General features: G+C 63.6%; 12 protein-coding genes. 9 read left to right on the top strand and 3 right to left on the bottom strand.

All coding sequences use genetic code 11. From position 1 onward, the window contains the following. Positions 1-20: 20 nt before the first annotated feature. From ISS97_RS07385 to ISS97_RS07410, 6 genes are all read left to right on the top strand, one after another. Positions 21-1,535, top strand: a complete 1,515-nt coding sequence (locus ISS97_RS07385; protein ID WP_379986910.1) for a fumarate hydratase — start codon at positions 21-23, stop codon at positions 1,533-1,535. A 530-nt stretch (positions 1,536-2,065) separates the two neighbouring features. Next, positions 2,066-4,678, top strand: a complete 2,613-nt coding sequence (locus tag ISS97_RS07390) for a bifunctional aspartate kinase/diaminopimelate decarboxylase (protein ID WP_379986909.1) — start codon at positions 2,066-2,068, stop codon at positions 4,676-4,678. Positions 4,679-4,772: 94 nt separating this feature from the next. Next, positions 4,773-5,159: an endonuclease domain-containing protein gene (locus ISS97_RS07395; RefSeq protein WP_379986908.1), complete on the top strand. Its 387-nt coding sequence runs from the start codon at positions 4,773-4,775 to the stop codon at positions 5,157-5,159. Between the two features lie 62 nt (positions 5,160-5,221). Further along, complete coding sequence (gene murL, locus ISS97_RS07400) at positions 5,222-6,565, top strand: UDP-N-acetyl-alpha-D-muramoyl-L-alanyl-L-glutamate epimerase (protein ID WP_379986907.1); 1,344 nt, start codon at positions 5,222-5,224, stop codon at positions 6,563-6,565. 15 nt (positions 6,566-6,580) lie between these two features. Then, positions 6,581-7,939 carry a UDP-N-acetylmuramoyl-L-alanine--D-glutamate ligase gene (murD, locus tag ISS97_RS07405; RefSeq protein ID WP_379986906.1) on the top strand — a complete coding sequence of 453 codons (1,359 nt, stop codon included), beginning with the start codon at positions 6,581-6,583 and terminating at the stop codon, positions 7,937-7,939. A gap of 71 nt (positions 7,940-8,010) precedes the next feature. Further along, entirely contained in the window at positions 8,011-8,415 is a 405-nt protein-coding gene (locus ISS97_RS07410; protein WP_379986905.1) for an OsmC family protein, read from the top strand. Between the two features lies 1 nt (position 8,416). On the opposite strand, the gene ISS97_RS07415 is transcribed toward ISS97_RS07410, so the two are convergent. Continuing rightward, a complete protein-coding gene (locus ISS97_RS07415; protein WP_379986904.1) occupies positions 8,417-9,085 on the bottom strand; it encodes an N-acetylmuramoyl-L-alanine amidase in 669 nt (222 codons plus the stop codon). 314 nt (positions 9,086-9,399) lie between these two features. On the opposite strand from ISS97_RS07415, the gene ISS97_RS07420 reads away from it, so the two are divergent. Together ISS97_RS07420 and ISS97_RS07425 are read left to right on the top strand one after the other, a co-directional pair. Then, complete coding sequence (locus ISS97_RS07420; protein WP_379986903.1) at positions 9,400-10,575, top strand: GGDEF domain-containing protein; 1,176 nt, start codon at positions 9,400-9,402, stop codon at positions 10,573-10,575. A gap of 579 nt (positions 10,576-11,154) precedes the next feature. After that, positions 11,155-13,821: a TonB-dependent receptor gene (locus ISS97_RS07425; RefSeq protein ID WP_379987207.1), complete on the top strand. Its 2,667-nt coding sequence runs from the start codon at positions 11,155-11,157 to the stop codon at positions 13,819-13,821. 606 nt (positions 13,822-14,427) lie between these two features. Here ISS97_RS07425 and ISS97_RS07430 read toward each other — a convergent pair. Beyond that, positions 14,428-15,411: an alpha/beta fold hydrolase gene (locus ISS97_RS07430; RefSeq protein ID WP_379986902.1), complete on the bottom strand. Its 984-nt coding sequence runs from the start codon at positions 15,409-15,411 to the stop codon at positions 14,428-14,430. Positions 15,412-15,563: 152 nt separating this feature from the next. Between ISS97_RS07430 and ISS97_RS07435 the strand changes: the two genes are divergently transcribed. Then, the gene (locus tag ISS97_RS07435) at positions 15,564-16,406 is read left to right on the top strand and encodes a helix-turn-helix domain-containing protein (protein ID WP_379986901.1); all 843 of its coding nucleotides are present in this window, start codon (positions 15,564-15,566) and stop codon (positions 16,404-16,406) included. Between the two features lie 26 nt (positions 16,407-16,432). On the opposite strand, the gene ISS97_RS07440 is transcribed toward ISS97_RS07435, so the two are convergent. Beyond that, entirely contained in the window at positions 16,433-17,656 is a 1,224-nt protein-coding gene (locus ISS97_RS07440; protein ID WP_379986900.1) for an SGNH/GDSL hydrolase family protein, read from the bottom strand. Positions 17,657-18,171: the final 515 nt, after the last annotated feature.

The raw sequence follows: 18,171 nt of genomic DNA on the forward strand, positions 1-18,171 counted from the left end.
TCCCAGTCCAAGCCGCCGCCATGACCACCATCAAGCAAGACGATCTGATCCAGTCCGTCGCCGACGCGCTGCAGTACATCAGCTACTACCACCCGGTCGACTACATCACCAATCTCGCCAAGGCTTACGAGCGCGAAGAATCGCCGGCCGCCAAGGATGCGATGGCGCAGATCCTGATCAATTCGCGCATGGCCGCCGAAGGCCATCGTCCGCTGTGTCAGGACACCGGCATCGTCACCGTCTTCCTCAAGGTCGGCATGAATGTGCGCTGGGATGCCACGATGTCGCTGGAGGACATGGTCAACGAAGGCGTGCGCCGCGCCTACAACGACCCTGACAACAAGCTGCGCGCGAGCGTGCTGGCCGATCCGGCCGGCAAGCGCACCAATACCAAGGACAACACGCCGGCGGTGATCAATGTTTCGATCGTGCCGGGTGATACGGTGGATGTGATCGTTGCCGCGAAGGGCGGTGGTTCCGAGGCCAAGTCCAAGTTCGTGATGCTCAACCCGTCCGACTCCATCGTGGATTGGGTGCTCAAGACCGTGCCGACCATGGGCGCTGGCTGGTGCCCGCCGGGCATGCTCGGCATCGGCATCGGCGGCACCGCGGAGAAGGCGATGCTGTTGGCGAAGGAAGCGCTGATGGAACCGATCGATATCCAGGAGCTGATCGCGCGCGGTCCGCAGAATCGCGCCGAGGAACTACGCGTCGAGCTGTACGAGAAGGTCAATGCGCTCGGTATCGGCGCACAGGGCCTGGGCGGTCTCACCACCGTGCTCGATATCAAGGTGAAGGATTACCCGACCCATGCCGCCAACTTGCCGGTGGCGCTGATCCCGAACTGCGCCGCCACGCGCCATGCGCACTTCACGCTCGATGGCTCCGGCCCGGTGATGCTCGATCCGCCGTCGCTGGAAGACTGGCCGAAGCTCACCTATGACTCGTCCAAGGGTCGCCGTGTGAATCTCGACACGGTGACGCGGGAAGAAGTCGCCAGCTGGAAGCCGGGCGAAGTGCTGCTGCTCAACGGCAAGCTGCTTACCGGCCGCGATGCCGCGCACAAGCGCATGGTCGACATGCTCAACAAGGGCGAGAAACTGCCGGTCGATTTCAAGGGGCGCTTTATCTATTACGTCGGTCCGGTCGATCCGGTGCGCGACGAGGTGGTCGGCCCGGCGGGTCCCACCACGGCGACGCGCATGGACAAGTTCACGGAGCAGGTGCTGGCGCAGACCGGTTTGCTTGGCATGGTCGGCAAGGCGGAGCGTGGTCCGGCGGCGATCGAGGCGATCAAGAAGCACCAGTCGGTGTATCTGATGGCTGTGGGTGGTGCTGCTTATCTTGTGTCCAAGGCGATCAAGGCTTCGCGGGTGGTGGGCTTTGCCGACTTGGGCATGGAAGCGATTTACGAATTTGAAGTGCAGGATATGCCAGTGACGGTGGCTGTCGATTCCGCGGGTACGTCGGTGCATCAGACGGGGCCGAAGGAGTGGCAGGCGCGCATCGGCAAGATTCCGGTGGTTGTGGCCTGAGCGCCTTTTCCTTTCGAGGGGAGGGGGGCTCGGTTCATCGCCTCTATTCGTCATTCCGGCGTAGGCCGGAATCCAGTGGCGTTGTCGCCTCGATGTTCGCGTTGTCGCGACCGGGTCCGCCTGCGGCGGGTTTTCGAACCGCTGCCGCGGTCCGAGTTACTTTTCTTTGCTTGCCCAAAGAAAAGTAACCAAAAGAAAAGGCACCCCTCTTGCGCGCCCTCCGGCTTCGCCTACGGGTCCGTGAGGGTTGGCCGGGCTTTTCGACAGGACATCCTTGTCCTGTCGAAAAGGAACCGGCATCCATGCCGGTTCCCCTGCGGGCCTTTTCGTCCAACCCTCACCGCTCCACAGGGGACCCCAAAGTCAAAATCTAGAGCTCAGAGCCAAGTCAAAAGCAGCCCCCGGCCTTGGGAATTTTTGTGGGACATACGCCACCGTTTGGCCGTCTAAACCCTATCCCATTGCAATCCGGCTGCTGCGGCGCAACACTGGCTGGATATTTTCCCCAACCACCGTAGCTGAAGGTACTCGTGAACCCGCAAAGCCCCGCGTCGCTTCCTGTCGACGCATCCTGGATCGTGATGAAGTTTGGCGGCACCAGTGTCGCTACCCTGCCGCGCTGGCAGAACATCCGTGAGCTCGTTGCCAGCCGTCGCGCCGAAGGCGCTCGCGTGCTGGTGGTCGTGTCCGCGCTCACCGGCATCACCGACGCACTGAAACAACTGTGCGCGCAGGAAGACAAAGGCAAACGGGTCGAGGCTGCCAAGGCGATCGCGCAGCGTCATTACGACTTGCTCGATCACATGCAGCTGGCGGTTCCAGATACGCTCGCTACCCGTTTGACCGATCTGGCGAAGCTGGCTGAAGAAGGCCCGGCTGCGCTGGGTGAGCTGGCTTGGGCGGCGCTGGTGCAGGCGCATGGCGAGTTGATGTCCAGTGCGCTGGGCGCGGCGTTCCTCAGTCACAGCGGTCTGCCCACGCAGTGGGTAGATGCGCGCGAGTGTCTCGCCGCCATAGCGCTGCCGAACCAGAACGAGCGCACGAAGCTGCTGTCGGCGATGGTGGAAGCCAAACCGGATCCGGCGTTGAACGCACGTCTCGCGGAGCAGGGCGATGTGTTCATCACCCAGGGCTTCATCGCGCGCGAATCGCAGGGTCGCACCGTGCTGCTCGGCCGTGGCGGTTCGGATACGTCGGCGTCGTATTTCGGTGCGTTGCTGAAAGCGCAGCGCGTGGAAATCTGGACCGACGTGGCCGGCATGTTCACCGCCAACCCGCGCCAGGTGCCGGGTGCACGCCTGTTGCAGCGTCTCGATTACGAAGAGGCCCAGGAAATCGCCTCCACCGGCGCGAAAGTGCTGCACCCTCGCTGCCTGTCGCCGCTGCGCGAGCCACGGGTGCCGATGCTGATCAAGGACACCAACCGGCCTGAGCTGGAAGGCACCGTGATCGGCCCGGAGGTGCGCGAGCATGCGCCGAGCGTGAAGGCGATCAGCGCACGCAAGGGTCTCACCCTGGTGTCGATGGAGTCGGTGGGCATGTGGCAGCAGGTCGGCTTCCTCGCCGATGTGTTCGCGCAGTTCAAGCAGCACGGTTTGTCGGTGGATTTGATCGGTTCGGCCGAGACCAACGTCACCGTGTCGCTGGATCCGACTGAGAACCTGCTCGACTCCGACGCCATCGCGGCGCTCGCCAGCGATCTGGCCAAGGTGTGCCGGGTGAAGGTGATCGCTCCGTGCGCGGCCATCACTCTGGTCGGCCGCGGTATGCGTTCGATGCTGCATACGCTGTCCGGCGTGCTCGCCGAGTTCGGCCAGCTGCGCGTGCATTTGATTTCGCAATCGTCCAACAACCTCAATCTCACCTTCGTGGTGGATGAGAATGTGGTGGACGAGCTGCTGCCGCATCTGCACGAATTGCTTATCGCCGCGGGCGCATTGCGCACCGACGACAGCGCATTGTTCGGTCCGAGCTGGCAGGCGTTGTACGGCAGTGGCGAGGTGCCGGTGCCGGCGGCGTCGTGGTGGCGTACCACGGAACGTCAGCGACTGCTGGAACTCGGCGCGAAGGCCACGCCGCGTTATGTCTATCACCTGCCCACCGTGCGCCAGCAGGCGCGCGAGCTGAAAACACTGGCGGCGGTAGATCGCCTGCACTACGCGGTGAAGGCGAATACGCATCCGGCCATTCTCAAGGCGCTGGCCGAGGAAGGCTTCGGTTTCGAGTGTGTGTCGCCAGGTGAAATGAAAGCGGTGATGGCCGCGGTGCCGGAATCGGCGCCGCTGTTGTTCACGCCCAACTTCGCGCCGCGCGAGGACTACGAGTGGGCGTTGACCACCCGTGCCACCATCTCGCTGGATGCGTTGTACCAGCTGGAGCATTGGGGCGAACTGTTCCGCGGACGGGAGATCGTGCTGCGTATCGATCTCGGCCGTGGTCTGGGTCATCACGAGAAAGTGCGCACTGGCGGCAGCGGTAGCAAGTTCGGCCTGCCGGTGGAGCTGATCGATACCTTCCTGCGTCTGGCCGACACCCATGGCGTGATCGTGCGTGGCCTGCATGCGCATCTGGGCTCCGGCATCCTCGACGACAGCCACTGGGGCGAGGTGTACGGACAGCTGGCGAGCCTGGCCGAGCGCATCGGCAGCGTGGCCTTCCTGGATATCGGCGGCGGCCTTGGCGTGCCTTCGCATCCGGGCGAAGCGCGGCTGGATATCGCCGCACTCGATCGCGTGCTGCGTGGCGTGAAGGCGGCTTATCCGCACTACAAGCTGTGGATGGAGCCGGGCCGCTATCTGGTCGCCGATGCCGGCGTGCTGCTGACCCGTGTCACGCAGCAGAAGGGCAAGGGTTCGTGGCGCTATCTCGGCGTGGACACGGGCATGAACAGCCTGATCCGCCCGGCGCTGTACGAAGCCTGGCATGAGATCGTCAACCTTACCCGCCTCGACGAACCGGCCACCGGCCTGTTCCAGGTGGTGGGTCCGATCTGCGAAAGCGGCGATGTGCTCGGCACCGATCGCCGCCTGCCCGAGCCGCAGGAAGGCGACGTGATGCTGATCGCCCAGGCCGGCGCCTACGGCAAGGTGATGTCGTCGCCGTACAACATGCGCGACGAAGCGGAAGAGATCATCATTGAGTAATTGATGACCCACACTTCTCCCTCTCCCCTCTGGGGAGAGGGCTGGGGTGAGGGGACACTCTTGCGACGAGGCAACATGGAGAGGACGTTCAAGGATGAAACGTCTAAATGTAGACCGTGCCCGCACTCTGCGCCGGGCCCAGACTGACGCAGAACAGGCTCTTTGGTACCGGTTGCGTGGCCGGCATCTATTGGGCTGGAAGTTTCGCAGGCAGCATGAAATCGGCAGTTATATCGTCGATTTTGTCTGTGCCGACGCTGCACTGATCGTGGAGCTGGATGGTGGGCAGCATGCCGACCAGGTGGCCTACGACGAGCGCCGGAGCTTCGAGTTGCAAACGATGGGATACCGCGTGCTGCGTTTCTGGAACAATGACGTACTGACAAACCTAGAAAGCGTGCTCGAGGTGATCGTGGAGGCTCTAGCCACCCCGGCCCCTCACCCCAACCCTCTCCCCGGAGGGGAGAGGGAGCCGCGGTAAGACAGACATTTGGCTCCTTGCCTCCATACAGGTGGGGTAGGGTGACAAGACGGAGTGACCGAGTGACCACCACCATTCAACCCCGCCTGACCCAGGTATTCCGCTTCGTGCGCTGCAGCTACGCCGACGGCGTGGCCGAGCTGGTCTATGCGTTCGACCATGGCGAGGAACTGATCGAGCGGGTGCGTTTTCCGCACGCGCCGGCCTTGCCCGCTTCGCACAAGGCGGCGTTCGACCGGGCGCTGAAATTGCTGCACTTGATTGCCGGCGTCAGCTACTACAAGGCGGGTGTGCCGCCGAAGATCGAAGTGACGGACGGCCCGCTCGACGACGCCACCGCCGATCTGCTCGATGCGTTGTACCTGCACGGCCTGGCCGAGTTTGCCTATCGCAACGGTCTCGACCTGCGCGGGCGCATCGCCTTCCCGCGTGGCGGTGCAGTGCAGCCGCAAGCACCGGCATTGAATCTCCCCAAGCGCACGCTGGTACCCATCGGCGGCGGCAAGGATTCGCTGGTGGCGGTGGAAGCCATCAAATCCATCGGCGGCGAAGCCACTGCGGTATGGGTGGGCAACTCCGAGTTGATCGCCGCCTGCGCCGAGCGCACCGGCCTGCCCACGCTCAACATGCAGCGCGAGCTCGCTCCGCAGTTGTTCGATCTCAATCGCCTGGGCGCGTGGAACGGACACATCCCGGTTACCGCGGTGAACTCGGCGATCCTCGCGGTCGCCGCCATTCTCTACGGCTACGACAGCATCGCCTTCGCCAACGAGCGTTCCGCCTCGGCCGCCACGCTGGAGTACGAAGGCCAGCTGGTGAATCACCAGTGGAGCAAGGGCTACGCCTTCGAGCAGTCGCTGGGCGACTGGCTGCATGCGCAGGTGGCGGCGGATCTGGATTACTGCTCGCTGCTGCGGCCGTATTCGGAGCTGGCGATCACGCGTACCTTCGCCAAGCTCACGCCGTATTTCGATGCGTTCTCCAGCTGCAACCGCAACTTCAGGATTCTCGGCCCCAAGCCGGCGGACCGCTGGTGCGGGCAGTGCCCGAAGTGCCATTTCGTGTTCCTTGCGCTGGCGCCGTTCCTGTCCAAGCCGCGCCTGCTGCAGATCTTCGGCCGCAACCTGCTGGACGACGACAGCCAGGCCGCCGGTTTCGACGCGCTGCTGGAATATCAGGATCACAAGCCGTTCGAGTGCGTGGGCGAGGGTGCCGAAGCGCGCGCCGCCATGTACGCGCTGAGCCAGCGGCCGGAATGGCAGGAAGATGCGCTGGTCGCACGCTTCCGCAGCGAGATCCTGCCGCAGCTCAACGTCGCCGATCTGGCGCTGGAGCCGTGGCTGGTGCCATCCGCCGAGCATCGCATTCCGGCGCGCCTGCAGGCGGCGCTGGCGTTTTTCGCCTGATACACAAGGTCTGACATGCGCATCGCTGATCTGGCCGGCAAGCGCGTTGCCATCTGGGGTTTTGGCCGGGAAGGGCGCGCGGCGATCACCGCGTTGCGCAAGCGTCTTCCCGAGCTTCCGCTCACGCTGTTCTGCAGCGAAGCGGAGGTTGAAGCCGCGCGGACTTTCGACAGCGCGCTGAGCGTGCACGGCCATGAGCCGGATGCCATCGCGCTGGCGCCGTTCGACGTAGTGGTGAAGTCGCCCGGTGTCTCCGCGTACAAGCCTGCACTGTTGGCGGCGAAGGAAGCGGGCATCCACATCACTTCCGGTACCGCCCTGTGGTTTGGTGAAAACCCGCAGGCCAAGGTGATCGCCGTCACCGGCACCAAGGGCAAGAGCACCACCACCGCGCTGATCGCGCATCTCGCGCGCGCCATCGGTGTACGCACGGCGCTGGCCGGCAATATCGGCATGCCCTTGCTGGAACTGCTGGATCAGTCAGCGGACTTGTGGGCGATCGAGCTGTCCAGCTTTCAGACCGGCGAGGCCGGCCCGTTGTCGCTCGGCGTCATCACCAGTCTGTACGAAGAACATCTCGACTGGCATGGCTCGCGCGAACGCTACATCGCCGACAAGCTCAAGCTCGCGGATGTCTCGCGCAAGCTGCTGGTGAATGCCCTGCAGCCAGCGTTGCTAAGCAAGACATCGGCCCATCCGAGCCGCTTACTGTTTGGTACAGCGGATGGCTGGCATGTGGCGGACGGTTTTATTCGCCGTGGTGCGCAAGCGGTGTTTGACGTGGCGAAGCTGTCCGTCCCCGGCCAGCACAACGCACTCAATGCCTGCGTCGCACTCGCTGCGCTGGAGGCGATGGGACACGATGCCATCGCCGCCGCGCCAGCGCTGGCCAACTTCCGTCCGCTGCCGCATCGCCTGCAGCCGCTGGGCGAGCGCGATGGCTGGCGCTGGATCAACGACTCCATCAGCACCACGCCGCAGGCGACGCTCGCCGCGCTGGAAAGCCTGCGTGGCCGTGCCGTCACCGTACTGGCTGGTGGCCATGATCGCGGGCTCGACTGGTCGGAGTTTGTCGCCGCTGTATCCGTCCAACCGCCGCATGCCATCGTGTGCAGCGGCGCCAACGGTCCGCGTATTGCCGCTGCCTTGCGCGACGCCGATGTGCCTACCCGGATTGTCGAGGCCAACGGATTGGACGCCGCCGTCGCCGCTGCACGCGAGCTGACGCCCCACGGCGGCTGCATCCTGCTTTCCCCCGGTGCGCCCAGCTTCGACCAGTTTCACGATTACGCCGAGCGCGGCCGTCACTTCGCCGACCTGGCGGGATTCGACGGGCGTGAGATCACGGGAATCGAGGGGCTGGGGATCGGCTAAACCCTTTCGGGTAAGACGGCCATCGCCGGGTTGTATAGGATCGCGATGATCGCAACCCGGAGCCACACGTCATGCCACGCCTTTCCTCCGCCACCATCGTATCCACCGACGCCGACTATCTGCACCACATCCGCGCCGGCCATTACTCGCTGGATACGGATGAGCCGAAAGCGCTGGGCGGGCAAGGGGCGGGGCCGGCGCCGTTCGATCTCTATATCGCCTCGCTCGCGGCCTGCACTGCGATCACCTTGCGCATGTATGCGCAGCGCAAGGGCTGGAACCTTGGCGAATTCCGCGCGGAGTTGAACCTCACGCGCGATGACGACGGCAAGATCCATGTCCATCGCGTGCTGCACTCGGATCAACCGTTGAGCGATGAACAGTGGCAGCGGCTGCTGGAGATCGTTGCGAATACGCCGGTGACGAAGGCTATGCGCGAAGGTGCCGAGATCACCAGCGCGCGCGGTGATAGTTGAGCTACGGCGCCTGCGTGGCGCCTAGCTGCTTCGCCAGGGCGTACAGCACGCGCATGTCGTCGGCATCAAGCGTATCGCCGTCCATGCCGCGGAAGTGGTGATGGAACGAACGCACCGTGGCCTTGCGGTCGTCGAGCGGATAACCCACCAGCCCGAGCGCCATCCAGGGATCGAAGCCCAGCGGCGGATCGACCAGCGGCCCTTGCGGCCATAGGCCGTAGCCGGCGTCGGCAAGGCGCTTCCATGGAAACAGCGGGCCGGGATCGTCCTTGCGGCCGGGTGCGAGATCCTCGTGGCCGATGATCTGCGTGCGCGGAATGCGCAGCCGCGTGGTGAGGTCGCCGAGCAGGCGCAGCAGGCTGTCGATCTGCGCGGCGGCGAAGGGAGTGTCGCCGTTGTTGTCCAGTTCGATGCCGATCGATGCGGAGTTGACGTCGGTAATCGTGCCCCAGCGCCCCGGTCCGGCGTGCCATGCGCGCTGTTCGTCGGCCACCAGTTGATAGATGTCGCCGTCTTCGCCGATCAGATAGTGCGCGCTCACCGGGCCGCCGCTGTTGGCCGTGCGCAGCGTTTCCAGGCTCTGTTTCACCGAACGCTGGTTGGTGAAATGCAGCACGATCACTACCGGCCGCCGGATGTCGTGGTTGGGCGATTCGACCCAGTGCGCCATGGGATTGCGCGCCGGCACAGGGGCGCAGGCGGCCAGCCAGGCGAGCGGCCACAGCAGCAGGAGGAGACGGGCAGCGTGGAGCTGGCGCCAGTATCCGGGCGCGGAGAGCGGCAAAGTGAACCCCGATAACGAACAAAGCAGGGCTGAACCTGCCGTATCGTCCCGGGCGGCGTCAAGGCGAGTTGCGGGGAAGAGGGGATGGGACATCACGAGGCACGGGCTCTGCATCGATTTCAGTCCGCCGCCCGCCGGCCGATAGTCAATAATGGGTACGTCCTTACAGGAGGTACCCAAGCGGTACGCAGGGGGCGGTGGTGCATCTCGATCTATTCACGCTCGGCATCATGGGGCTCGCTGTCGGCGCCACGATCTCGCTGAGCTTCACATTGCTCGGCATGGTCTTGCGCGGTATGCCGGCCCTGCCCATCTGGGCGGCGGGTTTCTGGGTACTGACCGCGGCGGCCCTGGCGCAGGGGCTGGACGAGAAACAGAGTCTGTTGTCGGCCGTCGTGGGCAGTGGGCTGATCGCGCTGTCGAATGCCCTGATGCTGATGGGCATCGCGGTGCATGTGCGCTATCCGCTGCGCTGGCGCTGGCCGATGCTGCTGGTGGGCGTGTTCCTGGTGATACAGCTTGTTTTTGTGCTGGAGCCGCCCGCGCAACTGTATGAGGCGCTGGTATTCGGCGCGAAGAGTGTGGTGTGGGACGTATGGATGATCTGGGTGCTGCTGCGGCGCTCGCCACGCGATCTGCGCAACACCTGTGCCTTCACCGCCACGATTTTCTGCGCCGACATGGCGTTCTACTTTCTGCGCTCGGCCGTGATGCTCGCGCCAGGTACCGAGTCGCAAGTGTTGCTGGCAACCCAGCTTGTCTCGGCCAACTATCTGTTCGGCATCGTCTGCACTTTCCTGCTGAGTACCGGGTTCACCCTGATGCTGGCGCAGCGGCTGACATTGGACCTGCGCAGCATGGCCCGCACCGATGGCATGACCGGGCTGCCCAATCGCCGGGCGGTGATCGAAGAAGGGCGTCGCGCCGTCGACGCCTGCCGGGCGCGCGGCGAGACATCCTCGGTGTTGCTGCTCGATCTTGATGGCTTCAAGGCTATCAACGACAGCTGGGGGCATGCAGCGGGCGATGAGGTGCTGCAGCACTTCGTGCGCCTGATGCGCGGCATCCATCTGCCCGACGGTGCGCTGCTGGCGCGCTACGGCGGCGAGGAATTCCTGGTGGTGCTCCCCGCCATCGACGCGGCGCAAGCCATCGTGGCTGCCGAAGACATGCGCTCACGCGTCGCCGCCATGCCGGCGCAGTTCGGCACGCACCGAATTCCGGTCACCACCAGCGTGGGTGTGGCCGGTGCGGCGGGGCTGGAGTTCGAAGCGCTGGTGAGCGCGGCGGATGCGGCCCTGTATCGCGCCAAGAAGCTGGGGCGGAACCGGGTGGAGTGGGAAGGGAGTCGCGACGAGGCAGTGAGTTTCGCCTGATTCGCGGAAGCCACCCGATCGGTACGGCTGCCGAAACCGCACTCAGCCGGCCCTGCATTGCCATTTCGCTGGTGCCATCACCGGCGTGAATTCTGTTTTTTCGCAGCTGTCATTGCGGTTTTTTGCGCCCAAAAAAATTGTGCACATATAAGCATCGAATTTACAGATAACTTCACAATGTCCGTGCGATAGGAAAGATTCCTGTTGCAGCGCGGCTTGTCTCGGCCTAAACAAGTATGAAATATGAATTCGCCAGTAAACATTCGTGACGGAATGACTTACTGACGGTGACAAGGGGAGGGGCCAGCTCCCCTGCTGTGACAGGCGCCGATGTTCGCGCGCATCCGTTGGACCCAGGCGCGGGCATGCCGCCCGCCGAAACCCGCAACCCAGGAGGCATTACGCCAAAAGCGCGCAGTCACCCAACGAATCACTCAAAACATAGATCGATCCAAACGCTCGGTCGCCGGCCGCTCAGGCGGAGTCCGCAAAGCCACGACTGTCCGTCCTTTAGCTCATGAGGGTGGGTTAATGAATCACTGTTTAGCCAAAATCATCAGATTGACGCTTGCTTCATCCATGGTGGCCTTCACCGGCGGCGTACTCGCGCAGCAGGCCACAAGTTCTGTTTCGGACAGTCAGGACGCCGCCGCCAGCGGCGCTAAAGATTCCACGAGCAAACAGCGCAAAGCCGCGAGTGACAACAAGAACCCGAGCACGCTGGCGACCGTCACCGTGTCGGGCTACCGCGCCAGCCTGGACAAGGCGATCGACATCAAGCGCAACGCCAATGCCGTGGTCGATGCGATCAGCGCCGAGGACATCGGCAAATTTCCGGATACCAATGCCGCAGAATCGCTGGCGCACTTGCCGGGCATCACGGTGGACCGCCAGTTCGGCGAGGGCGAGAAGGTCAGCATCAACGGCACCGACCCAGCGTTGAACCGCGTGCTGCTCAACGGCCAGACCATCGCTTCCGGCGACTGGGGCGGCAACCCCACCGACACCAGCGGCCGCACTTTCAACTACACCTTGCTGTCGCCTGAGATCATCGGTGCGATGGAAGTCTATAAATCGCCCGAGGCACGTATCGACGAAGGCAGCATCGGCGGCACCGTGATCATCCACACGCGCAAGCCGCTCGACCTGCCGGCCAACACGCTGCGCGGCTCACTCGGCTACAACTACAACGACCGCTCCAAAGATGGCAATCCGCGCGGTTCAGTGTTGTGGAGCTGGAAAAACAAGGATGGGGACTTCGGTTTCCTCACCTCGATCACGCATGACAAGGCGGACCTGTCGCGCGCCGGCATCGAGTTCTTCGGCTACACCAACGGCGCGGGCATTCCCAGCACCGCCAATGTGAGCGGCAGCGGCAATGTCGCCACCGCCAAGGTGCCGGTGGGCATCAACAGCGCGTACTTCCAGCAAACCCGCGAGCGCAACGGCATCCAGTCGGCACTGCAGTGGCGGCCGGACGACAAGAACGAGTTCAACCTCACCGGCCTGTACATCAAGGGCAAGTACAACAACTACAGCGAATCGCGCTATGTCTGTCCGGGTTGCGGCGACCTGGGCAAGATCACCAGCCTCACGCAGAACAACGGCTACATCACGCAGGGCACCGTTTCCTCCGCGACGGGCCAGCCTTATGCGGAACTGGATGCCAACTACCGCAAGTCGACCGTCACCACCAAGAGCATCAACCTGCGCCACGACTACAACGGCGACAAGTGGGTGCTGACCAGCCAGGTCGGTTACACCAGTGCCACCGGCGGCAAGGACCCCGAGTACCTGATGAAGTACCTGCTGCAGTCGGGCGGCTACGACTTCAGCTATGACGGCAGGAACACCGCCGTCAATTACCAGAATGGCAGCGCCGGCAACTGGGGCCTGCCTGCCGCACCGGCCGGTTCGGCGCCGGGTGCGAGCATCGACGGCAAGTACCAGGCTGGCGGCATCTACTACTCGGTGACCAAGGATCGCGAGAAGTACGCACAGTTCGACGCCAGTCGCGATCTCGACTGGGGTCCGATCAATCAGGTGCAGTTGGGCGTGAAGTACATCAATCACGACAACGGCCAGAACTCGCGCGGCAACCGCATCAACACCACCGATGCGATCAGCCTGAGCCAGTTCAATCCCGGCGGCACGCCCAGCGGCCTGTTCGATGGCTTGAACGCGAGCGGCGATCTCACCAACTGGCCGACCGCCAACCTTGGTGCAGTCCAGGGCTATCTGAAGTCGCAGCCGCAGGGGCCGTACAACATCGACTACCCGAGCACCTTCGGCGTCAAGGAAACCACCAAGGATCTGTACGCGCAGTTCAACTTCGAATCGAACGGACTACGCGGCAACTTTGGTGTGCGTTATGTCGACACGATGGACAAGTCGCACTATTACCAAAGCAACAACGGCAGTCCGTACCAGTTGGTCGAAGCCAAGACGCACTATTACAAGCCGCTGCCCAGCTTCAACATTGCCTACGACCTCGACGAGTCCAAGGTGCTGCGCTTCGGCGTCTCCAAGGTGATCGCGCGGCCGCGTTACGCCGACCTGGCGGGTTCGGTATCGCTCAGCGGCACCGGCGGCAATTTCACCGGCAGTGCCGGCAACCCCAACCTCAAGCCTTACCAGTCGACCAACTTCGATCTGGCTGGCGAATGGTATTTTGCGCCGTCCAGCCTGCTGTCGACCGAGGTGTTCTATCGAAAGATCGGCACCTACATCGTCAACACCACCACCGACCGGGTGATGCTCGACACCACCACCGGGCAGACCAACACCTACAGCATCACGTCGCCGGTCAACGCCAGCAACGCGAAGGTGCGCGGCATCTCGCTCATGTACCAGCAGGACCTTGGTTACGGCTTCGGCGTGCAGACCAACTACACGTACAGCCATGCCAGCACCAGTCCGGGGCTGAACATGCCGTTCCTGTCCAAGAACACGTTCAACCTCATCCCGTATTTCGAGAAGGGGCCATGGCTGTTCCGCGTCAACTACAGCTGGCGCTCGCCGTACTTCACGCAGGTCGGCCGGCTCAACTCCGATGTGTTCTCCGATCAGTACAAACAGCTCGACGTCACCGCGAGCTATCAGGTCAATGACTGGATGGGCCTGACCTTCAGCGCCACCAACCTGCTCGACTCCACCTACTACTGGTACAACCAGGTGAAGTACGCACCCATCGGCATGTACAAGAACGGCCGCACCTACGCGGTAGGGGTGAACTTCAAGCTCTGACCAGCGCGCAACCTGGGGAACACCGCCGCCGTAACCCCTCACGGCGGCATCACTGGAGCATGCCAACCACACCTGGCCAGCCCCTCCCTGCCGGCAGGCAAGGCATCCTCCACCGACGGCAAGAAACAGACCAAGCTGTTTCTTGCCGTCATCTTTTGTGGGCGCGATGTCTGCGCCGATGTGTCATCAAGCGAGGTGCCGAACTATCGGTGCCTGGCCCGCGACAGCCTTCCTATTGCGACGAAACCCAGATAGAGCGAACCGATCGCCAGTCCGCGCCATGGACCCACCGTTGCGCTGTCGCGCCTGGTATCGCGGAGGCTCATCGCCATTCGTTGACCGCTCATGTGGTTGCCCGTTTGGGCAGGCTCGTTCAACTGAAGGATGGCCATTTCGAACAACAATGCCGCCATGACCAGGCCAGCCCAACACAGCGCGCGATGAAGATGCCCGGGTGTCAAAAGGGAGGGAGGTTTCATGCCGTCATCGTTGCGCTGATGGGCGTAAAGAAGCGATGGCGCTTGTGGGGCTTCCTCGTATAGATCGCATAAAAAGAAAGGTGCGGCCGCGACCGGCGGTCGCCCATGTCGATCGGTATAGCCGCGCTCAACCCACCCCCCACAACCGCTTCGCTTCCTCCGCGATCACGTCCGGAAATTCTTCCGGGAAAAACAGTTTCGCGCCCTCGATGCGACGCACGCCGTGCGAGCCGGGGAAGAGCTTGTCGAGATAGTCGGGATCGCTGGCAGCGAAGATGTTGTCGCCGGTGCCCCAGATGATGCGGACGGGGATGGTGCTCTTCTTCAGCGATGCTTCGACGCCGGCCAGCGGATTGGGTGTGAGGCCGAGGGCATAGGCGTCGCAGAGCGCCTTGCGTTCGGGGGTGGCGGTCAGCGGGCCGAGGTACATGTCGAACGTTTCGTCCGCCATCCGCTCGGGGTAGGTGAAGGTCGCGCCGCCCAGGCCTTTGGGAGAGCGGGCGAAGGTTTTGTCGGTAGCCGAAGGCACCAGCCATTCGTCGGCGAAGCGGCCCCGGCGTGCGGCTTCGATCACGGGCAACACCGCTGGCGGCGGGCTATCAGGCTCCACATCGCAGTTGGTCAGCAGCACGGTGCGCACGCGGTCCGGGTGGCGTGCCATGAAGAGTTGCGCGACGGCGCCGCCACTGTCGCTGGCAACCAGGTCTACGCTGGAGATACCCAGTTGGTCGAGCAGAGTGGACAGCATGTCTACCTGGGCCGCGGGCGTCACGCTTTGGCCGGGAGCGGGGCGCGTGAAGCCCAGGCCGAGCGAGTCCGGTGCCACGCAGCGGCGGTAGGGCGAGAGGCGGTCCAGCGCGCCGCGCCACTGATAGCTGTTGAGCGGAAAGCCATGCAGGAACAGCGCGGCCTGACCGCTGCCGCGCTCCACGTAGGCGATTTCGCCGAAGCGTGTGCTGGCGAAGCGGCGTGCGGCGTTAAAAGCTGCCACATCGGTGGGTCGGGTTGCGGTGCCGGTCGCGAGTTGGCGCATGGCGCGTGGAGCGCAGCCGGCGAGCACGCCGGCTGCCACGGTGCCGGCCGCGAGGCCGAGGAACTGTCTGCGTTGCATGGGTATGCCCTCGTTGGCTGGGGAGATGAGCGTGTGGTGATGGGAAGCGATCATTCGCGCCTCAGGGCATGGCCGCAATGACGTCTCAGGTCATGGCGACTTGATCTCGCGGGTCATGGCTTTCGGTTGCTCGCCGGCCGTATGCTCTCGCCGTGAATCGAGCCCACACTTCCTTGCCGAATACCGTCGTTCCCGCGTCTGCGGTCGGTGCGCTGCTTCGTGAATGGCGCGCGGCGCGACGCATGAGCCAGCTCGACCTGGCGTTGGAGGCGGGCGTCTCGGCCCGCCATCTGAGCTGCGTAGAAACCGGCAAAGCCCAACCCAGTCGTGACATGCTGGCACGGCTGGCCGATGCCCTGGCCATGCCGCTGCGCGAACGCAATGCGTTGCTGATGGCGGCGGGGTTCGCGCCGAAATACCCGGAAACCGCGCTGGCTACGCCGGAGCTGGAGCAGATGCGCCGCGCCATCGAATTCATTCTGGTGCAGCAGGAGCCGTATCCGGCCTTCCTGCTCAATCGTCACTGGGATGTATTGATGGCGAACAAGGCGGCGGCACGCATCGGCGATTTCGTCATGCGCGGCAAGCCCAGCGCACACCAGAACATGCTGCGGCAGATCTTCGATCCCGACGATTTCCGCCAGGCCGTGGCCAACTGGGAAGAGGTGGCTGGCAGCCTGATCCATCATCTGCATAACGAAGTCGCCGCCTCGCCGTCGGATACCAAGGCGCGCGAGCTGCTCGACGAAATACTCGCCTATCCCGGCGTGCCGGCACGCTGGCGCATGCGCGACCTCGGCATGGCGCCGTCGCCCTTGTTGACCACCGTGCTGCGCCGCGACGACAAGGAGATGCAGTTCTTCTCCACCATCACCACCTTCGGAACGCCACGCGATGTGACGCTCGATGAATTGCACGTCGAATGCTGCTTCCCGGTGGACGAGGCGACGGCGGCGCTATGCCGAGAGCTTGCGCAGGCCGAAGCGGCGGTTTGATCCGCCGCGATCGGCGAGGTGGTGGCTTACGGGCTGTCGGCAAAAAAACTCAGGTCGATCGCGTTGGCCATCGCCTGAAAGCCCGCGCCGCTCGGATGCAGATGATCGCCGCTGTCGTAGCTGGGGAGCATGCGCTCCGGACGCGCGGGATCGCGGATCGCCTTGTCGAAGTCGACCACGCCATCGAACGCGCCCGACGCGCGGATCCATTTGTTCACCGCCTGGCGCTTCGCTTCATTGGCACTGGAGTGGTAGGGCCAACCCGCGCCGTGAAAGGGCGTAAGTGTGGCGCCGTAGATCTTGAGACCTTTGGCGTGCGCGCGGGCAATCAGCGCCTTCATGCCGCCGATGATCTGCTCCGCACTCACCCGATCCTTGTCGGCGGCATAGGGGCCTGAACCACCGATGTCATTGATGCCTTCCAGCAGCACGATCCAATGCGCGCCTGCCTTGTCCAGCGCATCGCGGTCGAAACGCGCCTGCGCACTCGGCCCGAAGTTGTCGTTCAAGACGCGATTGCCGCCGATGCCGGCATTGACCACCGCGATGGAGGCGAGCTTCGGATCAGCCTGCAAACGTGCGGCGAGATGGTCCGGCCAGCGCTGATAGGTATCCTGCGTAGAGCCCACGCCATCGGTGATGGAATCGCCGAAGGCCACGATGGCGCGGCGCGGAACCGGGCCGGCCACTTCGACGTCGGTCAGAAAGAAACGGTTGCCGCTGACTTCGTCACCCGGAAAGCGCGTAGTCGAGGTCGCATCGCCGCTTTCGGTGAGGTAAGCGGTAGCAAGGCCGGCGTTATGAATCGTCGACGGCACGGCCGCACCGGCTGGCACATAAAGGCTCACGGCCAGTTCCTGCAACGGCTTCACATCCAGCGCCACCGCATCGCTTAGTACGGTATCGCCCTTGGCGATAGTCACAGTGGGCTTGCCCTGAAACAACAGCGGGCGATCGCTACCAGGGGTGATCGACGAACCTTCCGCGCGCAACGCCACATGCATCGGCCCCATAGTGATCGGCCCCATGCCAAACAGATTCGAGAGCCGCACACGCACCTGCGAACCCCCGACGCTGGCGCGCACCACCTGCCTCACCGTCTGCGCCGACAACACCGGCCCCGGCGAATCGGACGCCGCTGCCCAGGCCCCCACCCAATGCACATCGCCCTTCGACGATGCCGCGAATGCCGGGCCGAGCAGGCCGCACAGGGAAACAGCCAAAGCGAGCTTCAGTATCTGACGACGCATGCCGGGTCCTTTGTGTGATTCGATGAGCCAACGTAGCGCGGACGTATAGCAGCTAGGCCATTCATTTATGGCCGGGGTGTTTTTACGATATTCATCGCTGCTGTGCAGCGGAAGGCTATGGCAAGAAGGAAGAGTAATTCGCTTTTACCAGGCGATGCGAAGCGAGCCCGTAACGGGTCCCCTGTGGAGCGGTGAGGGTTGGACGATCAGGCCCCGGAGGGGGCATCGACAGGACGTCGATGCCTTTTCGACACGACAGGGACGTCGTGTCGAAAAGCCCGGCCAACCCTCACGAACCCGCCCCACGGGACTAGCTTCGCGTCGCAGGCGAAGCCGGAGGGCGCGTAAGAGGGGTGCCTTTTCTTTTGGTTACTTTTCTTTGGGCAAGTGTATGGACCGGAGACATAGGTAACAGATGTGCCAGGACATGGGTTACACCCGCCCGATCCCCATCGATCTGGCGAGGTGTCGTCATTCATGCCCTGGAAGGAAGTCACCGTGATGTGCCAGCGCCA

Origin of the sequence: Dyella koreensis (assembly GCF_044904565.1) — a bacterium.
Taxonomy (GTDB): Bacteria; Pseudomonadota; Gammaproteobacteria; order Xanthomonadales; family Rhodanobacteraceae; genus Dyella_D; species Dyella_D koreensis.